Below are 25,157 nucleotides of genomic sequence, written 5' to 3' on the forward strand. Positions count from 1 at the left end.
TTCACTCCTCGTTTTCGGAACGGTAACGATCCACGACGTAATCGGCCAGATAGTTGATTTTGTCATGGACTGACGACGTATTCACGGACAGTTCACGAACCATTCGCGTTAGCGCCTCGATCTCGTTCGAGGGATCAAGGGCGCGGATCAAGGCTTGTTCAACAAACGTTGACGGATGGATTCGACGGAACTTCGCGGCCTCTTCGACGGCCGTCCACACCTCGTCGGGGATCGATATACGGGGGCGGACGGTCGCCATTCGACTTTCTCCTTACACGGTCGCAGGGACTAGGTTAGCATGACCCTGTTTCGGCCGATACGGCCACGTTTGGACACCTCAAACGCCTAGAAAACATGACACTGACGCGGAACGTGGACAGATATAGCCGTCGCAGGTGCGTCATGTGTCCTTCCATAAAATCATATATCGGCGTTATATGAAAATGCAATGCGGTTCCGAATAGACGTGAACGCATATTGAAAAAGCCGTGAACGTGTGTATATTCATCGTCAACGGCAACGGAACGGGGCGTGCGATGGCTAGGAAACCCACGGAAACGCCGGGGGTAGACGACTTGGAAGGTCTCCGGTCGTTCCTCCGGGAAGAGGCGGACAAGACGCCGGCAAGTCGGCTCTCGGTCTATGAGCGCATCAGGCTGCTCTTGCCTGAAATCGACGCCCTCTTCGCGAAGCGTCGGACCCGCGCCGAAGTCTGCGAACTCCTGAACTCGCGGGGGTTCTCGATGAGCCTCGGGACGTTCTCGCAATATTACGCGAGGGCGAAACGCGAGAGTGAAGGCGAGCCGGACGGCGAACGGAAACCGACTGAAAAGAATCATGAACCGGCCGTGAACAATGAGGCGAACACGCCTTCAAGCCCGGCGGCGAACACGACGCCTTCAGGAGCGGGAACGAAACCGGAAGAGGCGCACACGCCCGACCTCCGGCCCCGTAACCGCGACATTTGAATACGCATTGAACGAAAGGAAAACGAGAGTGGCAAAAGCGGCGAAAAACGGTGAAGGCATGAAGCGCGTCCTCCTGGTGACGAGCGAGAAGGGCGGCGTCGGCAAGACGCTCTGGACCTCCTCCTTCCTGACCCTGACGCGGAACGAGGGCGTGAAGATCGCCGCCTTCGACGCGGACGGAAGCGTGGGCGGGCTCGCCCGGCTCTGCGCGACGAAGGACGCGGACGGCGAGGTTTCGGAACAGCAAGACCCGCTGGTGGGCGTCGGCTTCTACGCGGGCCGTTCGGATCGCGACAGCCTGCGCCTCATGACCTCGGCGGAAGAGGAATATCCCCTCGTCCTCCACGATCTCGCGGGCGGCTTCCTGACGCAGCTTATGAAGATGGTGGACGGCGGGAAGGGCCTGGAAGGCTTCCTCGAAACCTTCGCGGAACAGGGCTACCGCGTGACGTTCGTCCACATGATCTCGTCGGACATTGCCGCCGCGTCGTCGGTCGCGAACTACCTCAAGGCCACGGGCTCCAACGCGGACCACGTTTGCGTCGTCAACGAGCACTTCGGCGAGTTGGAAGCCGATTTCCCCTTCTGGTACGGCTTCACCGACGAGCAGGGCGAGGCCATGGGCGGCAAGACGCGGGCGGGTCTCCTGGGCCGCGAAGGCGCCGTCGAAATCAAGATGCCGGCGCTCGATCGCGTGACCTCCGTCAAACTCTCGGCCTTCGGCTTCCCGCCGGCCCGCGCCGACGAGTCCAAGTCGCTCCACGGCTACGAGAAGATGCGCGCCCGCAAGTTCGCGCAGAAGTTCGCGGCGTCGATCGCCCCGGCTCGCGCCCTCCTCGGCCTCCCGGCCTAACCCACGAAAAAAACCGGCGGCGGGGAGCCCTCCCCGCCCCTCCTCCTGCTGCGCGAGGTCGCCATGAAACCCGAGGTAAAGACGCTATTCGACAAGGCCGCCGAAACCCTTCAGATCACGCCGGAAACCCGCGATACGCGGTGGCGGATGCTGCGGGATTTGAACCTGACGGCGAACGACGAACTCCTGATTTCCCTCGTGGCGTCGGGCCGGATGGAGGAGCTTGTGGCGCAATTCGCCCGCTCGGCCTCCTCGATCGACGCACTTCCCGAAACCGTCGCGGCGGCGGTGCGGAAGGCGGCCAAGGAAGCGGTCGGCCCCGTGGCGGCCGCCGCGACGAGACAGGTCGAAGCCGTCCAGGCGAAGGCGGTCGCGGACCTCGGCCCCGCCATCGCGGAAGCGGCCACGAACTTTTTCGAGGCAGAAACGATGCGCCGGAGGAAGGCCGAAAGCGCCTTCGGGGCGATGTTCGCCCTCCTTCTGGCGGCCATCTTTGCCTTCGGCGGATATTGGGTCGGCACGATCCGAAGCGCCGAGGTCACGTCGCAAGCCGCCGCTCTTGCCCTCCGTCCGGACTTCCCGACGATCTGGAAGCTTGCACAAGGCAACTCGGACCTCGCTACGGCGATCGGCACTTACTGCGCGTCCGGCTCCGGCCGCGTGGTCGTCACTGCCGACAACCTCCGCAACTGCGCGGTCTCGCTTTGGATCGACGGCAAGGGGATGGTCATCCCGCCGACGACGAACCGAAATTATCCCTTGGCCTCGATATGGGCGGCGGGCTCGACGTGGCTTAATGGCTTCCGCCCCCTGACGATCCTGGGCATGGGCCTCGCCGCCGGGCTCTTCCTCCCGGTCCTTGTACGGTGGGTCCGTACTGGCCGTCAGAAAAAGCCGGCCTATCTGAAGTGAGGAACGGGTTCGCCCCTCGGGGCGGGTAGCCCATAGTCATATTCGACAACGGCCTTCTGCGTCGCCTTCGCCTCTCGGGGCGGGTTTCAGGCGACACGCCTTCCAAAGAGCCGGTCCAAAAGACCGGCTCTTGGCGTTTCAGGAGCCTCGTTCGCCGGAGCCGGCGCGACGGGTGCCGGCGGCGGCGGAAGGAGCGCGGTCGCTATCTTGGCTTGGTCGTGCCACCGATCCCGGTCTCGCTCGACCGCTTCGCGACGGTCGCGCTCGGCTTCGAGAAGACGTTCCAGCGCCTTCACCCGCTCTTCCAAGACCATCGTCGCAAGCTGACGACGGGCTTCCTCGGCGGCGTCGATCCGAAGGGTGGCGTCTCGTTCCTCGCGACCGTCGTCGTCGTCGGTCTCGACCGTCTCGCCCTTCTGGACCTTCTCCAGCCGTTCGGGCTGCACGTCGTAGACTCGCGAGAGTTCGGCCGGGTCGATCGCATAGGAGCCGTCGTCGTTCCTGGTCGCGGAAAGGCGCCCCGACGAGACGGCGCGGGCAATCGTCGTTTTTCCCACGCCGGCCACCTTGGCGGCCTGTCCGAGCGAAAGCATCATCTGAAACCCCCTGCCCGTCCCTCCGGGTCGCGTGTCGTTCCATGCCCCGTTTCGGGCGACTGTCACGCAAGGTCGCAGGATAGGCTTGACCGGACCTTAAGCGAGGCTGACGACGCCCCCGCCGGGGTCGTGCCGTCTCGCGGCATCCTGGACGGGTCGCGTCCCGTACTGCGACAACGGCGGACGACGGGTCTCGGGCGGAATACGCCACCAGATGACCTCGCCGGCCTCCTCGATCTCGTCCAGGTAAGCGTCCAGTTCCACCGCCGCGTCCAAGGCGGCCACAGGGGCCTCCAGGGCGTCCGGAAGCGCGCCGAGTATGACGACGCCATATGCGGCCGGAAGCTTCTCCCTTAGCCTCTGGGCGACCGTCTCGGGGGTATCGTCATGGAGGAGGAGCATCGATCCCTGCCTTCCTCGCCTATTCCCTTCCATCCGCCATTCGACCCTCACGCTACCGGTGAAAGTGTGACAGGACCGATAGAAGTCTGAATCGGCTTCGTCACACTTTCGCGTCCGCCGCGAAGCGGCCTGACGCACGGCGGCCGACGACGCGAAAAGCGCCGGATAGGCGGCGGCTACGTCGCAAGCGAGGTCGGGGACGAATCCGGCAAGCTCCATCTCCCGCCACCGGTCGGGAATGACCTCGGCCCACGTCGTCAACGTGTCCGGTTGCACATCCAGCGGGACATTCGTCAGCACGAGGATTTCGAGAGGGTTCGACCGGTCGCGCCACACGGGGCGCGGCCGGGCGATCGACTGCGCCACCTCGCCTTCCCTGATCTGGCGAAGGAGCGCGTCAACGCGGGGGTCCGGGTGGTGCGAGACTGAGACGGTCGCGCACGACCCGTCCTTGGCCTTCACGAGCACGTCCCGGCGGGGCAAGCGGCGCTCGCCCTTCTCGTCTGCCTGGACGGCGACGATCTCCGTCTCGCTCCTGTAGTGAAGGGCGCGGGCGATCCTCTCTAGCGCGTCCAGCGTGGGTTCCTGGCGACCGGCGACGACGGCCGACGTGACGTGTTTCCAACCGTCCTTGCCCCGGATCGCGCCGAAGTGCGCGGCCTGGAAGGGGGCGTCGAAGTCCTTCGGGCCTTCGCCCTGGAACGCCCTGCCCTTCTCCCTCCAAGCTTCCTCCACTGCCATGTGAGTGACGATCAACGGTCGGAAGTCGGGGCAGTCGTCGTCTCTCCAATGCTTCTCGAAAAGCGCATCGACGCGCTCCATGTCGCGATCTGCGACGTGCCTCATGAGAAGGTGAAGCCGATCGACGTTCGACGGATCGGAAAGGCGGGTCTTTCCGCCGGTCCTGTCCGTCACCTGACGGACGGTCACGGCCTCGGACCATTCGGCGGCGATCTCCACGACCTCCAGGCCGGGGAAGAACCGCTCGACGGCCGACACGTTCGCGTTGGCATCGAGCATGAGGACCGGGACGCTCTGGAAACGCGCGTCGGCCGTGAAGTCCATGACGACGAGGTTGGCGAGGTTGCCGGCCTCGTCCACGGCGCCGTTGACGACGGCGACGGACATAAGCTCGCCCTGCCTGGACGTGCCAAGCTCATGTCCGACGAGGGTCCAGAAGCGCGCAAGCGCGAAGGCTTCCTTCTGCACGGCCCTTTCCAGGGCCGCCGTCTGAAGCTCCTCCGACATGCCCGGATGGATCACTGGCTTGCCGAGGTGGGTATACTCGACGCCGGCCGCAAACCGGCAATCGCCGGGGGAAAGGTGCTCTGCGCGGAAGTCGGAAAGGCGGACCTGTCGGCCCTCCTTCTCCGCACGATCGAGCGCGTTCACCGCCTTGCGGTGAACCTGTTCGAATTCGATCGTGTCCTTCCGGTGCCGCGCCGCCGCGTCGTCGGGGCTCTCGCCCTTCCTGGGCTCATAGGTCCGATGCTTGGCGTTCGGGAGCCTGAGCATCCGGAACCGATCGACCGGCACCTTTGACGACCGGTCCAAGGTCGCGGTGAAGCCTTCATCGATTATCACGAGGTCGATTTTGCCGGCCCGGAGATATTCGAGGGGCAAGGTGAGGTGAGCATGGGTGCCGACGATGAGGCCGCCGCGCACGTCGCGAAGCTCCTCCTCCAGGCGCATCGATCCGCACTGGTCTTTGAACGGGCACACGTTGCCGAGGCCGTCGTCGCAAAGCGATTTCCGGACGGACTGGCCGATCTGCGCGACCCTCTTTGCAAGCCCTGCCTTCAGGCACATGGCCGATCCTGGACGCTCCGGATCGGGCTGTTCACGACCGCGAAGGACGTGGACGGGTTCCACGCCGGCATTGCGAGCGACGGCCGCGAGGTCGTCGGAAAGCCGGACTTCCGGCGTGAGATAGAGGATCGTCCATCCTGCGTCCGTCAAAGGACGGACAAGCTCGCGCATGGATTTCGTGGATTTTCCGAGACTGGCTTCGCCTCTGACGAGGAGTCTCGGGGGGGTGGCGCCCCGTACCGCGTGACCTTCAACCGTACCGATCTCGGAGGTCTCGTCGTCGCCTTCCTGGGCGTCGTCGCCTTGCGCTTTCGCGAGGTCTCGATCGGACCTCCAGGAACGCGACCGGTCGCGGAACGAAGCGAGGGTTTCGGCTAGCCGCCCCGAGGCGATTTCGCGAGGAAATCTCGTCGGATAGACATGGACGGAGGGGGTGTTAGGCCCCTGCGATATTGGGTCCATATTAAATGCCCTAAAACAGGGCTGTCGATCGGGCGGAACTCTTGCCAAGGAAGCCCAAAGGGCATACCTTCGGCGTTGCAGGGGATCGGGTATCGCGATTACCAGTCGCGATGCTCTTTCCCAATGCTCAGAGCCGTCTTACAGCTTCCACTATAGACGTTTCCGATCCCCTGTTTCCCTCAGTGAACCGGTCGTCCGCCGCCCCGATCCGAGCGGCAAGAGAGACGTTAACCCGATTCCCACCATTCTGCAAATTGCGGTCTGACGGCTTGCGGATCGCAAGCCTCGGGCAAGTTTTCAGGACCGCCTTTTGTCGGTCTCGTCGGCCAACTGGCGCAGGGCGGCGCCGATCTGCGGGCGGGTCCAGCCCTTGGCGATCGCGTCGTCAATTACGGCGGTGAGCGAGGTCCGCATGGCTTCGATCGGGTCCGCCTCGACCTCCGGGAGGGCCACGGAACGGCTCTCCAGAAGGTTCAGATACGCCAGCACGTAGGGCGGCGTCATCGTCGTGCGCCAGCGCGGAAGCGTGGTGAAGGATATGCCCATCTTGGCCGCGAAGCCCTTCAGGTTCAGTCCCATCCTTTCGAGCCGCGCCTTCATGTCGTCGTAGACCGCTACCGGATCGGTGCTGTCGAAAGCTTCTGCCATTGGCGGTGTCCAGTGATTCACTTGACCCGGCATAGACGATTTGCGGTCGATTTGTCCCGAATCGAAAACGTGGCTCATATACTGACCTTCTCAGTGATCCGGCGATGGCAGCAAAGAAAGACGAGCATCCGGCCTGCGAGGCGGCTCGCAACGGCCTCGGGACTTTCTCCCGTGACGATGGCGTAACGCCTCCTCTGCTCGATCCACGGCCCGAAGACGGCGAATGCGCCGCGTTCGACAACTTCGATCCGGGAGGGATCGACCGGACGGCGAATCCTTGTGGCGCAAGCTTGGGCGAGGGAATGACGGTCGCCGTCGAACGGTCGGCCGAGGAGGGCTTCCGCCGTGTCCTGGTGTAGCCTGACGACGTTGGTGGACGTGCGGTCGATCGGGAAGAGGTCGGGGGACAAGGGGCCTCCAGGGAGTAGGGAAACGGGGTTCCGGCCCCGCTTCAGGCGAGGGCGGAAAGGGCGCGACGGATGAGGGACGGACGGGCCTGCTCCGCCTCCAGAGCCGCCGCCTGGGCTTCCGTGGCGCATCGGAGCGGGAAGCGGTCGGACGTGGCGACGTTGGCGAGGGTGATTTCCTTCGTCGCCGCCGAAAGCGACGTGAAATAGACCGGCCGCTCGGTCGTCACGCGGTATGGGATGAACCGGTCGTCGCACCCCTGAACGAGGTCGCCGTAGTCGCAGCCGGCGCCGAGGATCTCCACGCCCGCGTCCTCGATCGTCTCGAAGCGGGTCGCCGTCCGGCGGTTGAAGGGCTGTTCCGGATCGTAGACGTAGAAGGCGTGAGGCTTCCGATGCTCCATTTCGTGAAGAAGCATCTGGACGCTCGATGCGAGGTTCTGAAGGTCGGGGATGCCCACGGGGAGGGCGGTCGTCTCGCCCTTCGCGAGGGCTTTCGTCGCGTCGTCCATGATGAAGGCGAGACGCCGGCAAGCGGCGAGAAGGGCGGTGGCGTCTTCCTCGATGACGGTGGGGGTCTGCGGGTTCTGCATCGTGTTTCTCCGGGGGTCTGGTGACTTTGGGGCTCGCCCTCGGGGAGAGGACCGGGGCGACACCAAAAGCCTCCTTTTAGGTGATGAGGTGATGATAACAGGGCGGAATCCTGCCCTGCTGTGATGCCCGTTTCGCGGCTTCGTCAGGCTCCATATCCTGGAAACGGATGGCCTGTTCACAGAGGTCGTGGAGGAGACGGGAGCGGCGATAGTCGCTCAATTCCATCTTCTGGATGTATTCCATGTGTTCGATGAACTTCTCTGCGTCCTCACGCTCCAGGAGGGCGGCGGGTTCGTCCCCGCTCTGGATATTCGAGAAGATGCGGACCTCTCCTTTCCAGCCACGCGTCACGTCGAAGTGCGACGTTTCCAACAGGAAGCCGAGGTGGGCGGGAAAGGTCTCGATGCCGTCGTAAATTGGAGCGGTGGAAGTCATCGTGTCGCCTTCCTATTCGGCGGTTTCGATAGGTCTGTTATATGCAAATCACTTGATACTGTCAAGCTATTTACTGAAACAATTTCCAGATTTTCGGCGCGAAAAAGGGGCGCTTCCGCCCCCCTTCTTCCTTCAGTAAGCCTCGGCCTTGGCCCGTTCCTGGGCACTCTTGGCGAGGAGTGCGAGGGCCTGTTCCGAAAGAGCGGCCGTGCCGAGCTTCTGGACGATTTCGCGGATTTCTTCCCCGATCCAGTGCTCGGGCTCCCCGCACTTGCCGGGGAACCCGTAGAGGGTGGAAAGGTCGTGGTCGGGCATGTCGTCTCCTATCCTCATCCGACGACCCGCACCGTGCCGCTCATCGGCCGATTGCGGTCGCCGCGTTCATGCGGTCGAACCGGGACGACGTGTCCCGAACGGAGAAGGCGCAGATGCCCCCGGACCCGGTGGCCCCGGCGCCGGGCGCCGTCTCCTGGTGTCGTCGCTCCTTCCGTCCTGGCAGCAGTGGCGACCTTCGACAGGTGGACTATCGAATAGTCGGTCAACGGGGGCGCCCTGCGCTTCGCCCGCGCCGCCGCGAGCCGGGGCGGGGTCTCGACGGCCTCGACCTCGATCAGGCGCGGGGAGGCCCACAAGGCCGAAAGGCCGGTCGTGAGCTTTTCCAAGCCCCGGATCGCCCTTTCCGGGTCGCCCTCCGGCGTCTTGAGCCAGCGGATGAAATCGGTGCCTCTCAGGTCGAAAGTAAAGGAGCAGCCGGAGAAAGTCCCGTCCCCCATGCGGACGATCAACGTCCCGTGCCCGGCGGTGTTCTCGGAACCCGGCTTGGAGTGCAACGACACGCCGCATGTCTGGTCTTGAACCCGCCATTCTACCCAAAGCGTCGGATGGGGTAGGCGGACGGAACGACGGGCCGCCGAAACAAGGGTCGGAGACGAACAGGTCTCGTCTATCGTGTCCAAGGCGGAGCGGGACAGGACGAGGCGCATGGCGTCGGCGCCGCGCAAGTCCATGAATAGCTTTTTCGCCTTCAAATCGGTGTCGATGCCCCGCTTTTCGGCGCTCTCGCGAAAGGCTTTGTAGTGGGCCGGGGGGTCGACCGCACCAATCGAGATCATTTGGTTTTTCGTCTCGAATGCTACCGTAACGTCGTCAAGGAACATGGATCGCGCTCCTTTGCTGCGATCAACGGAGAAGGTGGAGGGGCGCCCTTCGCGCCCCTCCGGGCGGATCAGGCGGCGTCCTCGTCCTCGTCGTCCTGGTCGTGGTCCTCTTCCTCCTCGATCAGCGGGATACCCGCCTCCAGGATCGCCGCCTTGATGGCGCTCCAGGCCTCTTCTTCGAATTCGGGGCCGGGGACGGCGCGGCGCCAGTCGCGCACGTCGTTGCAAGCGAAGTGACTCGCCGCTTCTTCGAAATCGCCGTCCTCGTCGATCCACTCGGACGCCCGGAGCGTCTTGATGCCGTCGAACCACGTTCCGGCGATGCGAACGGTGATCGTCGTGAGGCGGTCGCCGCCCTCGTCCATGAACTCGATATCGGAATCGACCTCGATATCGACGCGGTGGCCGTCTTCGACTTCGATGGACCGGCGGAGGAGGTCGGTCTTGCGAACCTCGTCGCGGTACTGAAAATCATCCTGGCGGTCGATGGTCCCGCACTCGCCGGCATAGGCGCCCGCTTTCACGGCTTCGATGGTGTCCTGGTTCTGCCCGTCCGGGTGGGCCTCGTCGTTCCAGTCCTCGGGGAGGATGTAGGCTTCGAACTCGTCGCCTTCGTCGGTGTAGACGTAGCTCCCGCCATCCCATTCCGACGCCGCTGCCTGGATCGTCGCGGGGATGTCGCCCGAGAGAAGGGCGGTTCCGTAAAAATAGCCGCTGGGCTTGTGAATGATGCCAACACGTCGGGACATGATGATCTCCTGCTCGAACGTCCGGCTCCATGCCGGGGGAAGCGTTCGGGACTCGCCCGCCGTGGTGGTCGGAGGGCGAAGCCTGAAGGCTCCTTTCAAGGTGATGAGGTGATGACAAAGGGGTGGACTTCGCCCCTTTGGGAGAGCGATTAGTGGCCGACCGTAAACGAGAGACCGAGCGCCCGTGCGTCTTCTGCGATCTCGCGGCGGAAGTACCGACGGAAGAGCTTTCTTGCGCTTTCCAACTTCTTGTGATCGGCGCACCACTTGTTCCGCGCCTCGCTCCAAGTGCGATCCCTTACGCAGTCGGGTGCCATGTTGCAGGCGACGAGCGAGGTAAGGTCCAGCCCCATGCGGCGGCCATTTTCAATCTCGACACGGGCGATCTCCTGGCGGGCCGCCATGACCGTGAGTTCGAGTGCCGCGACGTTTTCCTTGGCGATCTGGTATAGTTCGGTTCTGGTCGAGGTCATCGGGGTTGCCTCATTGGCAGTTTCGATAGACCTAATTTATGCAATTCACTTGTTAGTGTCAAGTGAATTGCATAAAGTTTTTCAGCGATCCGAAAGGATTTTTCCAAGCTCGCCCGACCACGCGGCGAGGAAGATCGCATCAAGGTCGGTAGAAGATGAAAAACCCGGCATTCCAACGAAGAAACGTTTGCACCACGTATCGAACGCCACCGCCCGCCGCTCCTCAGGATCGGCATAGTAAGGGTGTTCAGGTGGTGCGAAGGCCGGTCCAAGGTCGGCCATGACGGCGGCCTTGGCTTCGTCCGCCAACCGCATTTCAAGGGCATGCCAAGCCTCATGCGCGGCCATGCTAAGTATGCCGAAAGGCGAATGGGAAGCGGCGAGAAGGATTTCCTCCGAGTTGCGTAGGAAGATGCCGCCAAGCTCGGCAAACCGCTGCCCATCCCTCTCGACGTAGGACCCCGGCCGGATCGGGATTCCCGCCGAAATCAGGTTTGCCCCGACCGTGACCGGACACCATGGCGCGATACGCTGGGCCGTCTCGACGGCCGTCGTCACCGCGAGCCGGGTTTCCGGCGATATGCCGCCCGCTTCGAGGCGAACGCCTTCTTCTGGCTCATAAGGCGCGGCGACCCGGACGGGATCGCGGCCGGGCTCGAAGCGAAGGGCGAAGGCGACGAAAAGGCCGGGGTCGGCGATATGGGAAAACGTCCGCTCCGCGAGAGAGGGAGTAGGGAGAGGGGTCAGGCCCATGCGATTAGCCTCCCGGCCTGGGCCTTTCCGCCCCGGCTGTAGCCGTGGGAGACGTTCCCCTCGATGTAGCGCGAAAGGCGCTCGTTCTCGGCAAGGAGGGCCGCCACGGCGGCGCGGGGATCGCCGTCGAAAGCGGCGATGAAAGCTTCGGCAAAGTCCTCTCGGACGACGGCTTGAGACATGGAAAGGCTCTCGATCGGAAGGGGAAGAAAAAGGGGGAGAGGCTTGCGCCCCTCCCGGCCGGATCAGGCGGCGAGTGCCGCCGGCTCCTCCTCCTGGTCGTCGTCTTCCTGGGCGATCGGCTGGAAAGCCTTGAGGAAGTCGGCCGCCTTGGCGCTTGCGGTGGATGCGGTGAAAACCGCCTTCTTGTCGCCCTTCAGCACCTTGAGCCACCCGGCGACGTAAGCGACGTTGCGGGCATCCGGCTCCGGGGAAATGCCCATGTCGGCCGCGAGGAAGGCGGCGCCGATCTCGGCCACCAACTCCTCAAAGGCGTAGGCTTCGGACCCGAAACGGCCCGAGAAATCCCGCTTGAGGCGGCTTTCCGCGCCCGTCCAATGGACCAACTCATGGAAAAGCACCTTGTAGAAATGTTCGGTCGCCGTGGCGTCCTGCGTGTCCCGGAAGCGGTCGCGGGTCGGCATCACGACAAGATCGGTCGCCGGCTGGAAATAGGCTTTGTCGCCCCGCTCGATGATCTTCGCACCCGTCGCCGAAACGAAGGCTTCCAGGTCTTCCAGGGTCGCGGCGCCGTTCGCGGCGGCCAATTCCTCGGCTTCCTTCGTGCCCTCGGCCGGGGCGGTCCATCCGTCTTGCTGGTCGGCATGGAACAGGTAGGAAGGCTTGGGATAGAGGATTTTTCGGGCGCCTGGATCGTTCGCGGCGCAACGGTCGCCGTTCTCGTCCACGTAAAGATCGCCCCAATAGACGACGAGAGTTCCTTTCTCGCCCTTGCGGACTATGCCGCCCTTGTCCCGCCACTGGTTGAACGTCCCCCAGAAGCGGGAAGCGCCGTCCGCGACCATGGCGCCGAGCAAGAGGCGGTTGATCCCGCGATAACCCTTCTTCGACGTGACGTTGATCGGAACGCCTGCACGGGCCGCCCGGACCCACGGCCATTCGACCGGGTTCGTCCCGGCCTTCTCCAGAGCCTCAACGAAAATGGTCGTCACGCGTTCGTAAACGTCGGCCTTCGGGGCGGCGGTGGTGTCGGTCTTGGCGGTGCGCTTGGTCATCGGATTTTCCCTTGGCTGGGCGGCTTCGATGAAACAGTTATATCGCAATTCACTTGATGCCGTCAAGTGAATTACAGATAACAAATGCGCAATCCGCTGGTCTTTTTGGTTCGGATCGGCAAGAAAAAGGGCCTTGCGGCCCCTCTTTCCTTCCCAAACCCTTCCCCCTACTCCCTTTCCTCTCGCCGTAGGCGAGACAGGCGGGAAACCATGCTTACATGGTCCGCCGCATCGGTGACGGGGTGGACGGCTTCGGTGCCGGTGCCGGCGTAGGCTCCGGAGACTTAGCGGCCTTGGGACCGGATGCTTCCGCAACCGGGGCGCCGTCGTTCGGCGGATCGGTTGGGGTATCGTCCAGATCGGGGTCCGGCGTGGGTGTCCGTTCAAGCTCGGCCGCCCGATCCATCAAGGATGGGGTGATCTTGTAGGCGGCGTGAACGTCGTCTCTTAGACGGTGCTCCCACGTCTCGAATTTCTTCCGTGCCTCGTCCAAGGCTTCCTGGCCGTATTCTCCTTGAAGAAGTTTCAGGAGGTACGGTGCCTTTGGCTCAAGGGTCTCTTCGTCTAGAGGGCCGACGAAGCCGCGTTCCAGGGAACGGGCGACAGAGTTATAAAAGCTGACACTGCCGTAAATCTCCAGACCATCCTTGCGGGCATGGCCGGGATTCCAGTCCTTCCGAGCGAGCCAATCGCGATCCGCGTCGGTTTTCGGCACGAATTCCATTTTCGGAAAGGCGGGGGCGGGGGCGTCGCCTGCCGGCGCCGGCTTCGGTTTCTTTTCGCTCGAAGGTGCCATGACCGCTTCCGGGACGGGCAGCGAACGGGCGAGCATGGGCATGGCCGGGAAGGCCGGCACGGGCGGCGTGACGTAGTGTCGAACGTAATCCACCACGCGGGCGAGGTGCTTTTTCATGCCTCTGGCGAAAGCGGCGAAGGCCCCGAAAATGCTGAGTTTGGTCGCCCCTTCCAGGGTGTCGGCGACGGCCTGAGCCTTGATCTTGTCGAACACTTCGACGGGTTTCCGGTCAGCCGCGGCCGTCCGCTTCTTCGCCTGCTTGGTCGCCGCGGTGGTCTGCGCCTCGTTGCGAAGGCTGGTCGTCTGCCGGGTTTCGGCGGCGACCTCCTGGCGATGCTTCTCCTCGGCCTGACGACGCTTCCGGGCGGCCTCTTCGGCCTGACGACGGCGATCGGCGCCGTCGTCACGGCGGGCATAATCGAGCGTAGCGGTAACGGCCTGGTGCTGCGCCTGGCGCTTCACGTCGTCGGCCTTTTTGCGGTCGTCGGCCTTACGATCCTGGGCCATACGGTCCAGGTCGTCGTCGGTCGAATACATCGCGTCGAAGGCGGCGAAGTCGTCCGGTGTGGTCGTCGGCTGCGGGGCGGGCGCCTGGACGGGCGCGGCCTGCGGCTGGTCAAGGTGCTCGCGGCCTTTGCGGCGGTTGCGGGGGACGTGCGTGGTCATGATCTCTCCTTTGCTGGATGGCGCTTGAAGGCGCGGACGATGGAGGTCTTGGACACTCCCATGATGCGGGCGACTTCCGCCCACGATTGCCCGCCTTCGATGAGTTGGCGGGCGTGATCTGTGCGTTCCGGCGTCATCGTGGACTGGCGGCCGTGGGGATTTCCGGCCCGTCGCGAGGCCGCTATTCCTGCCCGGACGCGCTCCTGGATCATGGTCCTTTCGAACTCGGCGAAGGTGCCGACGATCTGGAAGGCCATGCGACCCACGGCGGTCGTCGTGTCGATGGGGTCCGAAACGGACCGGAGGTAGACGCCCCTTTCGTGAAGGCCGTCCAAGGTCTCGATCAACTGCCGGAGCGACCGGCCGAGACGATCCACCTTCCAGACAAGGAGGGTGTCGCCCGGCTCGACGGCTGCGAGTGCCTTCTTGAGGCCCTGTCTGTCGGCCTTCGCGCCGGATGCCCGATCCTCGAAGATGACTTCGGCCCCGCTGGCTCTCAAAGCGTCGATCTGAAGAGCGGGGTTCTGGTCCTGCGTGGAAATGCGGGCGTATCCGACGATCTTGGGCATGTCAGTGGGTCCGGTCGTTGAGGGGTGGACGAAGCATGTCGGCCGCAAGCCGCTCCGTCACGCCCTCCAGTGCCTCGGCGAGGGACGAGGCGGGACGCTCGACGCCCTCGACCCATCCGCCGATCTTGCGTTGGACGCCCCACGTGAAGGGCTTGCCGCCGATGCCTGGGCTCCGGACGTAAGCCGTGACCTCTCCCCGCCGCTGGTGGAACAAGAGGACCGGCCCGCTCTCCTGCACCTGGATGACGGCCCGCCACGGTGGGGCGAGGAGGGCGGACGGGCCGCCCCCCAACAGGTCGATGACGGCAAGGCCGTTGGGGAGTTTCATGCCGTAATCCCTCCTAGTAGGTAGAAGATCGGCGGGAACGGCGCCCGGGTGGAGCGGCGGGCTCCCACGGCGAGGAGAGAAGGGCCGCCGCTTCCGGCGCCCCGTTGATGCTGATAAGTCCGCGTCCAAGGTGCAGCATGGTCACTGCACCCTCGTGAGGGGGATACCCTCGCCGACTTCGCCGGCAAGCCAGATCGGCGCAGTGACGACGACGCGGAGACGGTCGCCCTCGACGGTCGCCGATGCACGACCGGTCGCGGCGATGGCGCTGGCGAACTTCGCGGCGGTCGTGGTCTGCCATGAATAGCGGTAGCCGAGTGACCGTCCGGCGGCTACGCAGTTGTCCGCGACGTGTGCGTAAAGGGTCCGGTTCGACTGCCCGTTCGTGTCGCCCCAAAGCTGAGTGACCTGGAACGACAGGAGAATGCCGGACTCGTAGGTGCCGGCGGGCAGTTTCACGACGCTGAACGAGCACTTCTTTTCGTATGTCTTCACGACCGGCGCCGGCATGGGCGCGGACGGGATGACGACGGCGACCCGAACCGGCTGCGGTTCGCGATAAAGGGCTTGCCCGGCCCCGGCGGGACTCGTCGCCACGATGGCGAGAAGCGGGAGAGTAAGATCGATCAGCCTCATGTGTGTAGCTCCTGCGGTGGAACCGGCCTTGGGCCGGGGGTGGGACCGAAAACCCTTCAGGATACACGTTTTCGGCTCGCGTTAAACGTACCTAGGTTTTCGTACCTCTTAAGATACTGTTTTTTATCGCGTCATCAAGTCATCACCCGGCGGGTACGAAAAGAAATGTTTTCGTACCCTGTTGAGTAAAGAAAAAGGGCCAGCAGCGATGCCAGCCCTCGATCAGCGTTCGGTTGAAGTATCGATTATTTCCAGCTAGCAACTGACGAAAGAGTATCTACGATTTCTTCAAAATGTGTCGATGACTCACGCGCTTTGGCTATGTGAGCGCCACGAACTCCGTCAGTAGAGGTGCAGTAAAATATTGGTTTTTTGGCATCCATAGAATATGGCACTAGGCTGTGAAGATTGGGAATTTGTCCAAGTTGGAAGCTATCGTCGTCCCATTCTTGAACCTGCTTTAACGGGCCAATTTTAGCGATAATATTTTCTCGGATAGCAGGCTCAAGCTCGTTTCCGTAAATTTGCCAGCCTTCCGTCATTCCAGCCGCATTGGAGCGGATATTATGCTGCTGAACGACATAGCCGAGATAGGTAGGACGGCCTTTAGGGATCGAGAGAGTTGGGTCATTCCATGCTGCGTTGGTTTGGTCCCATTCTTTTCGCCATCCGACGAGTTTATTGCCAAGATTTTCGGTCCCTTGGATGGAAAACAGGTCGGGAGCCAAGGGCGTTATGAAGTAATCCGCTGAGGCTAGGATAGCGCGATTAAGCGCGCCAAGGTTGGGGCCTAGGTCAAGCAGCACCAAGTCTGCGGAGACTTTTGCGCTAGCCCATTGGATATAACGATGAATGGCAGACTGAGCGCGTACTGCTGGTTCATTACCGCCTCGTGCCGCGCTCCAGGTGTCGCCCAACGTGTCTTCGAAATCGCTGAGACGGAGGTCACCCGGGACGAGATACAGCTTACCCTTAGCGTGCGGAACCGGACTCGGTTGTCTCTGACGAATATCTCCGATACCCCGAGCGACACGCTCAATAGCGCGATAGATGCTATTTCCCTCCGGACCCCATGAATGTCGAATAGCAGTATCGCTGAGACAGTATGCAGAAAGGTTGCACTGACTATCACCGTCAACCATTAGCACTGTTAATCCACGTGCAGCGAGGAGATGCGCCACATGATACATGTAGGTAGTCTTACCGACGCCGCCCTTATTGTTAAATATTGCGATATTCTTAGCCATTTTTGAATCCTGTTGCTCGGCGTAAGCATAGGTGACTTACGGGTGCCTCGCCACAGTTATGAAGTTTATCTGCATTCAAACGGGGGGTGCCAATGCACAGCCTTTCCGCTTGAGCATTGCAACTTGCAAAAAAGTTCGCCAATAGCGGATAAAGTTCTTGAAGTCGTCGTAAAGTGGGTCTATATCCGATGTGCGACCCGAGAGGGGATAGTCATCATCATCTGCGGCGCGAATGCCGCGTGGAGGGCCTGAACGCCCTCTAGTTTATGGACCGAGAGACGGGACGACGCGTCCGGCACGTCCGCCGCGCCCCACCGAGCAACGGTTCGGGCGAGCCCCCGATGGCCGGGGGCTCGCCTTACAGGCAGGGTTAACCGCTCGCGCCCCTACGACTCCGCCGCGATGGCAGCCAAGGCAATAGGGCCTTGGTGGTGGAGAAGGAGCGAAACGATGGAAACATCGGATCAAGTCGACCGTGAGCGGCGGTCTAATGAACGGAAGAAGTTTGCCCTTATGCGCCGGATGGTCCGACCCCGGACCCTGAGGGTGGTGTTCGGGACTGGTGCCGCGATCCTGCGCGCACTCTGGTGGGCTTGTAGGCTCATAGACTACTTCCGGGAGTAGGCCGCCCTGTTTTGTAAGTTCTCACGAGAGGAGAGAAATGATCAACGAAGCCCTTCGGCTCATTCGTGTGTATCACGATTTGAAGCAGACTGAGGCTGCGGAAAAGCTCGGCATCTCCAAGTCCTACATCTCTGAAATAGAGAAAGGACATAAGACCCCGACCCTGGACCTCATCAACAAGTACGCAACCACGTTTGACGTGCCGTCCTCATCCATTCTGTTCTTCGCAGAGAGCTTGGACGAGGGGAAGACGTACGGTCAGGCGAGAACTCTTGTCGCCTCGAAGATCATATCGCTTATGAAATTCCTGGAGGACAAATCGGGACGGGCCGATGTCTCCTAAACGCTATCCGCTCCACCAGTCCCCATTCTACAAGCTGACCACCCGGAAGCGGCTCGCTTCGATCCTGGGCACGGATACCGCGACCATCAAGCGCCTCGCGAACCTCGGCGACGAGTTCTATCGCGAGTTCGAGGTCGCTAAGAAAGCCGGAGGGAAGCGGGACGTCGAGGAGCCCAGTAATGGGCTCAAGACCATTCAAGGCCGGATCGCCGCCAAGCTGTCGCATATAGAGCCTCCGGACTACCTGTTCTGCCCCGTGAAAAGGCGCTGCTACGTCTCTAACGCAGCCCAGCACCGTGGAAACCGCGTCGTCCGCTGCCTGGACATCCGCAAATACTTTCCCAGCACGTCGTTCGAGCGGGTGCTGTGGTTCTTCCGATCCGTGATGCAGTGCTCCGAGGATGTAGCATGGCACTTGGCGAGAATTGCGACCTACAAGGGCCATCTACCGACTGGTAGTCCGCTAAGCCCGATTATGGCGTACTACGCGCACTACGATGTGTGGGAAGCGATCAGCGCCATCTGTAAGGTGCATGGCTACACGCTGACGGTCTACATCGACGACGTGACGATCTCGGGCCGGAACGTCTCGGCATCGGTTGTCTGGTCTATCAAGAAGGCCATCCACCGTGCCGGTCTGCGGTACCACAAGGAAAAAACCTACGTTGATCGACCCGCCGAGATCACGGGCGTGATTGTGGATGGCGACAAGATGACGGTTCCGAACCGCCAGCTTCAAAAGCTCGACAAAGCTCGTCGCGCCCTCCAGCAGGCTGTGAATGCCGATGATCGGAAGACCTACCGGAACAAGGTCGTCGGGTTGAGCAGTCAGGTCACACAGGTCCAGAAGATCGCTCGATTGTCACCTCCGGCCTGATGGTCCGGCGGCTCCCCTAGACGCTCCCGAACCCCGTTGCCGATGGGTTGCGCACATGCCAGCTTTCGACACCGCGTCAGATAGGAGACAGAAACGTTCATGGCCTCGACGGTAATGCTTGCACCCAATCCCAACCGGGAGATGGCAGTCGATCGCGTTGTGGTCGTAGGTCGCTCGGACGACGGTTCGACACTGTGTGTCATGAGCGTAGACGGGCTCCAGTCGAGCCAGTGGGCGAAGAAGAAGTGTTCACCCGCTACTTCGTCGGCAACGCCACATGGAGCCTCGTCGCGCTGGCAGTGCTGGTCGCGGGCGTAGCGGGATCAATCCTCTGGCAGTGGTGGGCTTTTATCCCGGCACTCGTCGTCGCCGGCTGGGCCGGCTTCCGGGGCAAGAACAGCGGCGGCGATGCGGCCTTGCGCATTCTGGCGGACCACCCCTGGGCGCTGGAGCGGTTCCTCCGGGACGGTTTGGTATGGGAAGCGCCAGCGAACGCAGTCATCTCTGCATAGGTATTCCAAAATGCTCCGAATTACCCTGGAGCATTTTTTTTGCATCAGAAAACGCCAGAGCATTGAATTATGTTCTGATATGCTCCATATTGTCTTTATTGACCCTCAGAGCATATTGGAGCATTCAATGAAGGCTATCATCCTCGACGGGACCCCGGAGGAAATCCGCGCCGCTCTCCCCGGTTATCTCGACGCCGCCTCCACGATCGTCCTCTCGAACGCTGCTTCTGCCCCCACGAAGGCGACAGCCAAGACCCCGGTGAATGAGGACGAGGACGACTTCGAGGTTTCCTACATCGAGAAGCAGACCGCCCGTCGATATCTGAACCGCCGTATCCTGCACGATACCCAACGGACCATCCTCACGACGCTCGCCAAAGCCAGCCCGGAAATGGTCACGGCTCCCGAGCTTCAAGAAAAGCTAGGCATCACCACCTCGCAGTTCGCTGGCATGATGGGCGCCATGGGCCGTCGCCTCACGAACACTCCAGGTTGGGTTGAGGGGGATTGCCTCTTCATCCAGGAGTGGGACACCGAGAAGGGGTACTATTGCTACGGCCTGCCAGACTCGGTGATCGAGGCCATGAAGGCTGAAAAGCTTATTTAAGGTCCAGAACGGGTCGCCTTCGGGCGACCCGTTCTGTTGGGAGAACCGCATGGGCATAGACGTTCTAGACCGGCAGTCGCCCAAGCTGGTTACGCATAACCCCAACCACGAAAAGCGCGTCGTCACGGCGGTTGCATCGAACCCTACCCGCTCGACAGTCGGAGACGTTCCTATCGTCAGCGTCTTTCGCAGGACGAGAACGGGTGACGCCGATCGAGATGGAAACCCGCTGATTTATGCGCTTAAGGGAATCAAGGGCTATTCGATCCTCCCATACTGGCGTGCGGAAATCATGGGTCTGGCCGGAGAAATCCTGGCGGGCATCCTCGATGAGTTAGCGGAGTTCGATCACGTCCTCGCGGTGCCTTCGTCCAACGCCTTCTGTTCCGACGTTGCCGCGTTTGTCTCTCAAGCCTCCGGCGTGCCTGTCCTGGCCTCGACGTTCATCCAAAAGAAGACGGTCGGTCAGATGCTCGCCGGCTTCGGCGGCATCCCCGCCGACGTGCGGAAACAAGACCGGCAGGAGTTCGGCGCGCAGTTGAACAGGTGGAGCAAGCTTCGCCCCGGCAGCGCCGTCTCCATGAAAGACATAGCACGCTCGATCCGACCGCACTTCGACCCCTTCACGGCGACGGCGGAAGCGCCCGACCTGATCGGGCGAAACGTCCTGATCGTAGACGACCTCTTGTCGTCGGGAGCCTCGATTTCGTCGGTCGCCGGCATCCTCCGAGAACGGGGCGCGATGGTCTCGGCCCTCTGTTTCCTGAGCGGGATTTAACTTGACCGTAACCGGTCTCAAGCCTAAATCTTCGTCATACGCAGGAGGCGGCTCCTTTGTCGTCTCGGACCCTACATACGCCTTAGGGTCTGAAAATATCGGGCAGGGGGAAACCCCTGTAGGTCCGCGAGAGCACCGTCCGGGGTCGAGCCGATAACAGGCAAGTACCGGTCGTCATGGAGCGGGTGACACGCATACGGGAAGGGGAGGTCTTCGGGCCTCCCCTTTCTCGTTTAAGGATGTAAGAAGTTCGGACTCCGGGAAAGAAGTTTGAAATGGCCAGTAACAGGACGGTATCCAAGGCCAAAGCAAACAAGCAGGACGAATTTTACACTCAATTAAGCGACATAAGCAATGAGCTTAGACACTATCGCTCTCAATTGCGCGGAAAAGTTATTTTTTGTAACTGTGACGACCCGTACGAAAGCAATTTCTTTAGATATTTTGCTTTAAACTTTAATACCCTTGGGATCAAGAAGATTATAGCTACCAGCTATGCGAAGTCCGCCATAGCAGGTCGGTACCTCCCGCTTCTCGATATCGAGGGTTTGAAACCAGAAGGCAAAGAACCTTACGCCATCGAGATCAACGAAGTTCCTGACCATAACGGCGACGGTGCGACTGATCTGACCGATGTCGAATACCTTCTCAAGCACGACGCCAACACCGCTCGCCCCCTGAAAGGGGATTCAGAGTGGAGTGCCGGTGACTTTAGAAGCTTCGAATGTGTCGAATATCTTTCACAGGCAGACGTGGTAGTCACAAACCCACCATTCTCCCTGTTTCGCGAATATGTATCGTTGTTGGCCAATCATAAGAAAGAATTCTTGGTTATCGGCAACCAGAACGCTATCGACTACCGAGTTGTTTTCGATCTTATTCGACAAGATAAGCTATGGCTTGGCGTAGACAACGGCGGGACAAAATGGTTCAGAGTTCCTGACGATTATGAAATAGCTACAACATCACGGAAAAAAGTAGAAGACGGAGTAAAGTATTTCAGCATGGGAAGTATCATGTGGTTTACCAACATGGACAACCCAAAGCGTCACGAAACCATTCCATTGTACAAGTCATACTCTTCCGAAGAGTACCCTACATACGACAATTACGACGCCATAGAAGTAAGTCGTGTAGCCGAAATTCCCGCCGACTATGATGGTGTCATGGGAGTTCCCATTACCTTTCTCGATAAATACAATCCATCCCAATTCGAAATAGTCGGCATGTGCGAGAACCGCGACTTGTTCGGTCTCAAAACGCGCGTCTACACTACCCAAGAATGTCAAAAAACCTATCAAAGTCTATTTGGGAAGAAGGGTACCTACGACTTGAACGCGGCTGGCGTAGTTAACGGTCGAAAGGTCTATAAACGGCTTCTCATCAAGAGAAAGAATACATATGGAAATCTCACATAGAGATGTAACCGTAGCTGACCTGTTCGAAGGATATGATGACAAGGGTGAGCTTGGAGTCCGTGGATTTGATGGACTGCTCGACATCCGGCCTGCATATCAACGCGAATTTGTATATGACGACAAGCTCAAAAAAGCTGTCATAGAAACTTTGCGCAGGAACTTTCCTCTCAATACTATGTATTGGGCTGTATCAGGGAACGGCTTCGAGTTGATGGACGGTCAGCAAAGAACCATCAGCATTTGTCAGTATGTGAATGGCGATTATTCCGTCAACATCGATGGATCGCCTATGTTTTTCAACAATCTGACTCCTGAAAGACAAAAGCAAATCCTTGAATACAAACTCTCTGTCTACGTCTGCGAAGGAACTGATGGAGAGAAGCTTGAGTGGTTCAGAATTATCAACATCGCTGGCCTGAAACTCGAACCTCAAGAGCTACGCAACGCCATCTATACAGGGCCTTGGCTTTCGGACGCGAAAAAATGGTTTTCGCGAAGCGGAGCACCTGCGGTTGCCATAGGCAACAAGCTTCTGAACGGAACCCCCAACCGGCAAGCCTACCTTGAGACAGCACTTGACTGGGTTTCAAAGGGGCAGATTGAGCAATACATGGCTCAACGCCAACACGATCCAAATGCAAATCAGCTCTGGACCTACTTCAAAAACGTAGTCGATTGGGTGAACCTGACGTTCCCAAATCATCGAAGAGAGATGAAAGGGGTAGCATGGGGACCGCTTTACGACCGTTTCCACGACGTTGCCCTCAACCCCGTTTCCTTGGAAGCTGAAGTCACTCGGTTAATGCGTGACAACGACGTGACAAGGAAATCTGGAATCTACGACTTCGTTTTGAGTGGAAACGAAAACGCACTATCGATCCGGGCCTTCGACGACAACATGAAGCGCGAGGCCTACGAAAGGCAGGCAGGGATTTGCCCCGCTTGCCCGCCCTCAAAGGGGCCATGGGCGATAAACGAGATGGAAGCCGATCATATCACGCCGTGGAGCAAGGGCGGGAAAACAAACGCGGAAAACTGTCAGATGCTCTGCAAACCACATAATCGGACCAAAAGCGGAAAATGAGGATCGGACAACTATAGCCCGTCGATCACATCTTGGGGCCGCCGGGAGCGGCTTCGTCGCCGGGTCGGGGTGCCCGGATCGCGCTTGCCGCCGGGGATGACCGTCAGGGGGCCGCCTCCTGGCGGGGGGTCGGGAAGGGGCGTATCGCCTCAAACCGGCGACCATGTATAATCTCACTACGGCTCCTGCCTCAAAACAGGGTGTCCGCGTCGCTACAAGGCGAGCTAATTGGCGAGGGGAGCGGGAAACCGCTCCCCTTCGTCGTTATTTCCGACGCCCGATCTGAATCGCCTGACTCCGGTGCATGTCTTCGAAGGCGTGGCGGATGTTGGTCACGTGTTCCTGCACTTCCGGCTGACCAAGCCGGATAATAGCTTCGGCAAATGCAGGACCGAGCCAGGACCGGACCTCCGCAAACTTCTTGATCCCCGCTCGAGCCATATCGGCCATGGCCTCGAACTGCTCACGCTGTCGCTTGGCTTCCGCCTCGGCAAGGCACCGTTCCCGGTATGCGCTTGCTTCGTGCAGGAGCCGGGCGCGATGCCGATCATATTTCCGCTTAAGACGCTTGGTGCGGCTCGCATCGGAATGACTTTCGGCCGAGACGGATGCAAAAGCTTCGCGCTCGACGGCAGCGAACTTCGCTTTGGGTTTGTTCAAGTAGATGAGCGCGATCTGAAAGAGGATCGCATCGTCGTTGATGACGGGACGGGGCATAGGGGGAGCCTTTGCTTGTTTCTATGTCAACTATCATAGCGGTAGTGAGGCCGTATCCGTAGAGATTTAACGATCAGACATTTCGGACATTTCGTTTCTACATTTCCGACAAAACCCTCTCATGGATCAACCATTCATCCACAACGGACCACATTCCCAACTATTGACGGGAACATAGGTTTATGTTCCTGCTTTGTTCCCATCGCGTATCTGATGGGAGCGATTCATTTGCTGCTCTGCCTTCCCTCGGCGGTCGTCTCGATCCCGCTCCCGATGTTCGGGTTCGGCCTGTGCGCCGGCTTCCCGTCACCGGCCGATGACTTCTTGGATGAGGCGATAGACCTCGGCCGCCTGCTCGTTCCGAACCCGCCCGCGACCTTCATGTGGAAGGTGGACGGCTGGAGCATGAAGGACGCCGGCATATTCCACGGCGACCTTCTCGTGGTGGACCGGAGCCTGACGCCCCGGCATCGCGACGTGGTGGTGGCGACGGTCTACGGCGAGCGCTCCTTGAAGCGGATCCATCTCGACGGACCGACGCCGCGCCTGGCGTTCGACAACGCCGAACTGCCGGCGTTCGATCTGCCACCGCTGACAGACGTGGAAATCTGGGGCGTCGCCTCGTTCAACGTCCATTGGCTGCGGGAGCCGGCGGCCAGGCGGAAACGATGACGGATCGAGTCCTCGCCCTGATCGACGGGAACTCCTTCTATTGCTCCTGCGAGCGCGTCTTCGATCCGAAGCTCGACCGTCGCCCGGTGATCGTCCTTTCGAACAACGACGGATGCGCCGTCGCGAGGACGGCCGAAGCGAAGGCCCTCGGCATCCGCATGGGTGAGCCCTTCTTCAAGATACGCGACCTTTGCCGCGACGAGGGCGTGGCGGTCTTCTCGTCCAACTACACGCTCTATGGCGACATGAGCGCCCGCATGAACGCGATCTATCGCGACTGGAGCCCCGACGTTGAGGTCTACTCGATAGACGAAAGCTTCCTCGACCTGACGGGCTTCGGCCGCCGCGACCTCGACGCCTACGCACGGGATCTCCGGGCCACGGTGCGCCAGTGGACCGGCATCCCGACATGCGTTGGCCTCGGCCCGACGAAGACGCTGGCGAAGCTCGCGAACCACGTCGCGAAGAAGAACCTCGACCTCGGCGGGGTCTGCGACCTGACGGACGAACGGTCCCGCTCGGCCTGGCTGGAGCGGGTGGAAGTCGGCGACGTTTGGGGTGTCGGCTCGGCCTCGGAAGCCAAGCTCGTGGCGATCGGCATCAAGACGGCCGCGCAACTGCGCGACTTGGACGTGAGGCTTGCCCGGAAGATGCTGACGGTGGTCGGCGAAAGGACCGTCCTCGAATTGCGCGGCATCCCCTGCCTGGCGCTCGAAGACGTTCCGCCGCAACGCAAGGGCTGTGCGGTGACGCGATCCTTCGGGGAGCCGGTGACGACGCTCGCCGGGATGCTGGAGGCCGTCGCGGCCTACGCGACGAGGGCCGGGGAG

General features: G+C 61.0%; 32 protein-coding genes. 12 read left to right on the forward strand and 20 right to left on the reverse strand.

The annotated features are described in order from the left end of the window. Window position 1: 1 nt before the first annotated feature. Window positions 2–259: a hypothetical protein gene (locus tag F9929_RS22400; protein ID WP_152048783.1), complete on the reverse strand. Its 258-nt coding sequence runs from the start codon at window positions 257–259 to the stop codon at window positions 2–4. 229 nt (window positions 260–488) lie between these two features. Here F9929_RS22400 and F9929_RS22405 point away from each other — a divergent pair, with 229 nt between their 5' ends. The 3 genes from F9929_RS22405 to F9929_RS22415 all read left to right on the forward strand — a co-directional run bounded on the left by F9929_RS22405 (window position 489) and on the right by F9929_RS22415 (window position 2,733). Continuing rightward, window positions 489–968: a hypothetical protein gene (locus F9929_RS22405; RefSeq protein WP_210251381.1), complete on the forward strand. Its 480-nt coding sequence runs from the start codon at window positions 489–491 to the stop codon at window positions 966–968. A 58-nt stretch (window positions 969–1,026) separates the two neighbouring features. Continuing rightward, a complete protein-coding gene (locus F9929_RS22410) occupies window positions 1,027–1,821 on the forward strand; it encodes a nucleotide-binding protein (RefSeq protein WP_193227876.1) in 795 nt (264 codons plus the stop codon). A gap of 63 nt (window positions 1,822–1,884) precedes the next feature. Next, entirely contained in the window at window positions 1,885–2,733 is an 849-nt protein-coding gene (locus F9929_RS22415; RefSeq protein WP_152048786.1) for a hypothetical protein, read from the forward strand. An 86-nt stretch (window positions 2,734–2,819) separates the two neighbouring features. Here the strand turns inward: F9929_RS22415 and F9929_RS22420 are convergent, their stop codons facing one another. The 18 genes from F9929_RS22420 to F9929_RS22505 all read right to left on the reverse strand — a co-directional run bounded on the left by F9929_RS22420 (window position 2,820) and on the right by F9929_RS22505 (window position 16,695). Then, complete coding sequence (locus tag F9929_RS22420; RefSeq protein WP_152048787.1) at window positions 2,820–3,329, reverse strand: hypothetical protein; 510 nt, start codon at window positions 3,327–3,329, stop codon at window positions 2,820–2,822. Between the two features lie 96 nt (window positions 3,330–3,425). Beyond that, complete coding sequence (locus tag F9929_RS22425; protein WP_152048788.1) at window positions 3,426–5,540, reverse strand: hypothetical protein; 2,115 nt, start codon at window positions 5,538–5,540, stop codon at window positions 3,426–3,428. A 759-nt stretch (window positions 5,541–6,299) separates the two neighbouring features. Beyond that, window positions 6,300–6,728 (reverse strand): helix-turn-helix domain-containing protein, encoded by a 429-nt coding sequence (locus tag F9929_RS22430; RefSeq protein WP_152048789.1) that lies wholly within the window; start codon window positions 6,726–6,728, stop codon window positions 6,300–6,302. Continuing rightward, window positions 6,725–7,060: a hypothetical protein gene (locus F9929_RS22435; RefSeq protein WP_152048790.1), complete on the reverse strand. Its 336-nt coding sequence runs from the start codon at window positions 7,058–7,060 to the stop codon at window positions 6,725–6,727. The genes F9929_RS22430 and F9929_RS22435 overlap by 4 nt, the downstream gene beginning before the upstream one ends. A 41-nt stretch (window positions 7,061–7,101) precedes the next feature. Beyond that, window positions 7,102–7,650, reverse strand: coding sequence for a hypothetical protein (locus F9929_RS22440; protein ID WP_152048791.1), 549 nt, complete (start codon window positions 7,648–7,650; stop codon window positions 7,102–7,104). A 76-nt stretch (window positions 7,651–7,726) separates the two neighbouring features. Next, on the reverse strand, window positions 7,727–8,086 hold the full coding sequence (locus tag F9929_RS22445) for a hypothetical protein (protein ID WP_152048792.1): 360 nt from the start codon (window positions 8,084–8,086) through the stop codon (window positions 7,727–7,729). Between the two features lie 132 nt (window positions 8,087–8,218). Continuing rightward, window positions 8,219–8,401 carry a hypothetical protein gene (locus F9929_RS22450; RefSeq protein ID WP_152048793.1) on the reverse strand — a complete coding sequence of 61 codons (183 nt, stop codon included), beginning with the start codon at window positions 8,399–8,401 and terminating at the stop codon, window positions 8,219–8,221. A gap of 14 nt (window positions 8,402–8,415) precedes the next feature. Beyond that, window positions 8,416–9,198, reverse strand: a complete 783-nt coding sequence (locus tag F9929_RS22455) for a hypothetical protein (protein WP_152048794.1) — start codon at window positions 9,196–9,198, stop codon at window positions 8,416–8,418. Window positions 9,199–9,311: 113 nt separating this feature from the next. Further along, on the reverse strand, window positions 9,312–9,992 hold the full coding sequence (locus F9929_RS22460; RefSeq protein ID WP_152048795.1) for a hypothetical protein: 681 nt from the start codon (window positions 9,990–9,992) through the stop codon (window positions 9,312–9,314). Window positions 9,993–10,141: 149 nt separating this feature from the next. After that, window positions 10,142–10,465, reverse strand: a complete 324-nt coding sequence (locus F9929_RS22465) for a hypothetical protein (protein WP_152048796.1) — start codon at window positions 10,463–10,465, stop codon at window positions 10,142–10,144. A gap of 81 nt (window positions 10,466–10,546) precedes the next feature. Further along, a complete protein-coding gene (locus F9929_RS22470; RefSeq protein WP_152048797.1) occupies window positions 10,547–11,023 on the reverse strand; it encodes a hypothetical protein in 477 nt (158 codons plus the stop codon). A gap of 185 nt (window positions 11,024–11,208) precedes the next feature. Then, on the reverse strand, window positions 11,209–11,400 hold the full coding sequence (locus F9929_RS22475) for a hypothetical protein (RefSeq protein WP_152048798.1): 192 nt from the start codon (window positions 11,398–11,400) through the stop codon (window positions 11,209–11,211). 63 nt (window positions 11,401–11,463) lie between these two features. After that, window positions 11,464–12,453: an ArdC family protein gene (locus tag F9929_RS22480; RefSeq protein ID WP_152048799.1), complete on the reverse strand. Its 990-nt coding sequence runs from the start codon at window positions 12,451–12,453 to the stop codon at window positions 11,464–11,466. 214 nt (window positions 12,454–12,667) lie between these two features. Further along, window positions 12,668–13,915 (reverse strand): hypothetical protein, encoded by a 1,248-nt coding sequence (locus F9929_RS22485; protein WP_152048800.1) that lies wholly within the window; start codon window positions 13,913–13,915, stop codon window positions 12,668–12,670. Further along, the gene (locus F9929_RS22490) at window positions 13,912–14,484 is read right to left on the reverse strand and encodes a recombinase family protein (RefSeq protein ID WP_152048801.1); all 573 of its coding nucleotides are present in this window, start codon (window positions 14,482–14,484) and stop codon (window positions 13,912–13,914) included. The genes F9929_RS22485 and F9929_RS22490 overlap by 4 nt, the downstream gene beginning before the upstream one ends. A gap of 1 nt (window position 14,485) precedes the next feature. Continuing rightward, on the reverse strand, window positions 14,486–14,812 hold the full coding sequence (locus tag F9929_RS22495) for a hypothetical protein (protein ID WP_152048802.1): 327 nt from the start codon (window positions 14,810–14,812) through the stop codon (window positions 14,486–14,488). A gap of 141 nt (window positions 14,813–14,953) precedes the next feature. Continuing rightward, a complete protein-coding gene (locus F9929_RS22500; protein ID WP_152048803.1) occupies window positions 14,954–15,448 on the reverse strand; it encodes a hypothetical protein in 495 nt (164 codons plus the stop codon). A gap of 245 nt (window positions 15,449–15,693) precedes the next feature. Further along, complete coding sequence (locus tag F9929_RS22505; protein WP_152048804.1) at window positions 15,694–16,695, reverse strand: ParA family protein; 1,002 nt, start codon at window positions 16,693–16,695, stop codon at window positions 15,694–15,696. Between the two features lie 661 nt (window positions 16,696–17,356). On the opposite strand from F9929_RS22505, the gene F9929_RS22510 reads away from it, so the two are divergent. The 7 genes from F9929_RS22510 to F9929_RS22540 all read left to right on the forward strand — a co-directional run bounded on the left by F9929_RS22510 (window position 17,357) and on the right by F9929_RS22540 (window position 22,938). Next, window positions 17,357–17,662 carry a helix-turn-helix transcriptional regulator gene (locus F9929_RS22510; RefSeq protein WP_152048805.1) on the forward strand — a complete coding sequence of 102 codons (306 nt, stop codon included), beginning with the start codon at window positions 17,357–17,359 and terminating at the stop codon, window positions 17,660–17,662. Then, window positions 17,652–18,539 carry a reverse transcriptase family protein gene (locus F9929_RS22515; RefSeq protein ID WP_152048806.1) on the forward strand — a complete coding sequence of 296 codons (888 nt, stop codon included), beginning with the start codon at window positions 17,652–17,654 and terminating at the stop codon, window positions 18,537–18,539. Before F9929_RS22510 ends, F9929_RS22515 begins: the two co-directional genes overlap by 11 nt. 245 nt (window positions 18,540–18,784) lie before the next feature. Next, a complete protein-coding gene (locus F9929_RS22520) occupies window positions 18,785–19,051 on the forward strand; it encodes a hypothetical protein (RefSeq protein WP_152048807.1) in 267 nt (88 codons plus the stop codon). A 127-nt stretch (window positions 19,052–19,178) separates the two neighbouring features. Beyond that, on the forward strand, window positions 19,179–19,658 hold the full coding sequence (locus tag F9929_RS22525) for a hypothetical protein (protein ID WP_152048808.1): 480 nt from the start codon (window positions 19,179–19,181) through the stop codon (window positions 19,656–19,658). Between the two features lie 49 nt (window positions 19,659–19,707). After that, entirely contained in the window at window positions 19,708–20,436 is a 729-nt protein-coding gene (locus F9929_RS22530; RefSeq protein WP_152048809.1) for a phosphoribosyltransferase, read from the forward strand. 275 nt (window positions 20,437–20,711) lie between these two features. After that, on the forward strand, window positions 20,712–21,854 hold the full coding sequence (locus F9929_RS22535; protein ID WP_152048810.1) for an adenine-specific methyltransferase EcoRI family protein: 1,143 nt from the start codon (window positions 20,712–20,714) through the stop codon (window positions 21,852–21,854). Continuing rightward, window positions 21,838–22,938 carry an HNH endonuclease family protein gene (locus F9929_RS22540; RefSeq protein ID WP_152048811.1) on the forward strand — a complete coding sequence of 367 codons (1,101 nt, stop codon included), beginning with the start codon at window positions 21,838–21,840 and terminating at the stop codon, window positions 22,936–22,938. The genes F9929_RS22535 and F9929_RS22540 overlap by 17 nt, the downstream gene beginning before the upstream one ends. Window positions 22,939–23,202: 264 nt before the next feature. Here the strand turns inward: F9929_RS22540 and F9929_RS22545 are convergent, their stop codons facing one another. Next, the gene (locus tag F9929_RS22545; RefSeq protein ID WP_152048812.1) at window positions 23,203–23,655 is read right to left on the reverse strand and encodes a hypothetical protein; all 453 of its coding nucleotides are present in this window, start codon (window positions 23,653–23,655) and stop codon (window positions 23,203–23,205) included. Between the two features lie 273 nt (window positions 23,656–23,928). Between F9929_RS22545 and F9929_RS22550 the strand changes: the two genes are divergently transcribed. Continuing rightward, the gene (locus F9929_RS22550) at window positions 23,929–24,327 is read left to right on the forward strand and encodes a translesion error-prone DNA polymerase V autoproteolytic subunit (RefSeq protein ID WP_328596015.1); all 399 of its coding nucleotides are present in this window, start codon (window positions 23,929–23,931) and stop codon (window positions 24,325–24,327) included. After that, window positions 24,324–25,157 (forward strand): Y-family DNA polymerase (locus F9929_RS22555; protein WP_193227877.1); only part of this gene is annotated, 834 nt, incomplete at its 3' end. The genes F9929_RS22550 and F9929_RS22555, both read left to right, overlap by 4 nt.

This window comes from Aureimonas psammosilenae, assembly GCF_009176975.1.
GTDB lineage: Bacteria > Pseudomonadota > Alphaproteobacteria > Rhizobiales > Rhizobiaceae > Plantimonas > Plantimonas psammosilenae.

Excerpts from the sequence above, each read along its gene's own strand:
- F9929_RS22400 (WP_152048783.1), bottom strand. The coding sequence starts at position 259 with ATGGCGACCGTCCGCCCCCGTATATCGATCCCCGACGAGGTGTGGACG.
- F9929_RS22410 (WP_193227876.1), top strand. The coding sequence starts at position 1,027 with ATGAAGCGCGTCCTCCTGGTGACGAGCGAGAAGGGCGGCGTCGGCAAG.
- F9929_RS22415 (WP_152048786.1), top strand. The coding sequence starts at position 1,885 with ATGAAACCCGAGGTAAAGACGCTATTCGACAAGGCCGCCGAAACCCTT.
- F9929_RS22420 (WP_152048787.1), bottom strand. The coding sequence starts at position 3,329 with ATGATGCTTTCGCTCGGACAGGCCGCCAAGGTGGCCGGCGTGGGAAAA.
- F9929_RS22425 (WP_152048788.1), bottom strand. The coding sequence starts at position 5,540 with ATGTGCCTGAAGGCAGGGCTTGCAAAGAGGGTCGCGCAGATCGGCCAG.
- F9929_RS22430 (WP_152048789.1), bottom strand. The coding sequence starts at position 6,728 with ATGAGCCACGTTTTCGATTCGGGACAAATCGACCGCAAATCGTCTATG.
- F9929_RS22440 (WP_152048791.1), bottom strand. The coding sequence starts at position 7,650 with ATGCAGAACCCGCAGACCCCCACCGTCATCGAGGAAGACGCCACCGCC.
- F9929_RS22445 (WP_152048792.1), bottom strand. The coding sequence starts at position 8,086 with ATGACTTCCACCGCTCCAATTTACGACGGCATCGAGACCTTTCCCGCC.
- F9929_RS22450 (WP_152048793.1), bottom strand. The coding sequence starts at position 8,401 with ATGCCCGACCACGACCTTTCCACCCTCTACGGGTTCCCCGGCAAGTGC.
- F9929_RS22455 (WP_152048794.1), bottom strand. The coding sequence starts at position 9,198 with ATGATCTCGATTGGTGCGGTCGACCCCCCGGCCCACTACAAAGCCTTT.
- F9929_RS22460 (WP_152048795.1), bottom strand. The coding sequence starts at position 9,992 with ATGTCCCGACGTGTTGGCATCATTCACAAGCCCAGCGGCTATTTTTAC.
- F9929_RS22465 (WP_152048796.1), bottom strand. The coding sequence starts at position 10,465 with ATGACCTCGACCAGAACCGAACTATACCAGATCGCCAAGGAAAACGTC.
- F9929_RS22475 (WP_152048798.1), bottom strand. The coding sequence starts at position 11,400 with ATGTCTCAAGCCGTCGTCCGAGAGGACTTTGCCGAAGCTTTCATCGCC.
- F9929_RS22480 (WP_152048799.1), bottom strand. The coding sequence starts at position 12,453 with ATGACCAAGCGCACCGCCAAGACCGACACCACCGCCGCCCCGAAGGCC.
- F9929_RS22485 (WP_152048800.1), bottom strand. The coding sequence starts at position 13,915 with ATGACCACGCACGTCCCCCGCAACCGCCGCAAAGGCCGCGAGCACCTT.
- F9929_RS22490 (WP_152048801.1), bottom strand. The coding sequence starts at position 14,484 with ATGCCCAAGATCGTCGGATACGCCCGCATTTCCACGCAGGACCAGAAC.
- F9929_RS22495 (WP_152048802.1), bottom strand. The coding sequence starts at position 14,812 with ATGAAACTCCCCAACGGCCTTGCCGTCATCGACCTGTTGGGGGGCGGC.
- F9929_RS22500 (WP_152048803.1), bottom strand. The coding sequence starts at position 15,448 with ATGAGGCTGATCGATCTTACTCTCCCGCTTCTCGCCATCGTGGCGACG.
- F9929_RS22505 (WP_152048804.1), bottom strand. The coding sequence starts at position 16,695 with ATGGCTAAGAATATCGCAATATTTAACAATAAGGGCGGCGTCGGTAAG.
- F9929_RS22510 (WP_152048805.1), top strand. The coding sequence starts at position 17,357 with ATGATCAACGAAGCCCTTCGGCTCATTCGTGTGTATCACGATTTGAAG.
- F9929_RS22515 (WP_152048806.1), top strand. The coding sequence starts at position 17,652 with ATGTCTCCTAAACGCTATCCGCTCCACCAGTCCCCATTCTACAAGCTG.
- F9929_RS22525 (WP_152048808.1), top strand. The coding sequence starts at position 19,179 with ATGAAGGCTATCATCCTCGACGGGACCCCGGAGGAAATCCGCGCCGCT.
- F9929_RS22530 (WP_152048809.1), top strand. The coding sequence starts at position 19,708 with ATGGGCATAGACGTTCTAGACCGGCAGTCGCCCAAGCTGGTTACGCAT.
- F9929_RS22535 (WP_152048810.1), top strand. The coding sequence starts at position 20,712 with ATGGCCAGTAACAGGACGGTATCCAAGGCCAAAGCAAACAAGCAGGAC.
- F9929_RS22540 (WP_152048811.1), top strand. The coding sequence starts at position 21,838 with ATGGAAATCTCACATAGAGATGTAACCGTAGCTGACCTGTTCGAAGGA.
- F9929_RS22545 (WP_152048812.1), bottom strand. The coding sequence starts at position 23,655 with ATGCCCCGTCCCGTCATCAACGACGATGCGATCCTCTTTCAGATCGCG.
- F9929_RS22550 (WP_328596015.1), top strand. The coding sequence starts at position 23,929 with ATGTTCGGGTTCGGCCTGTGCGCCGGCTTCCCGTCACCGGCCGATGAC.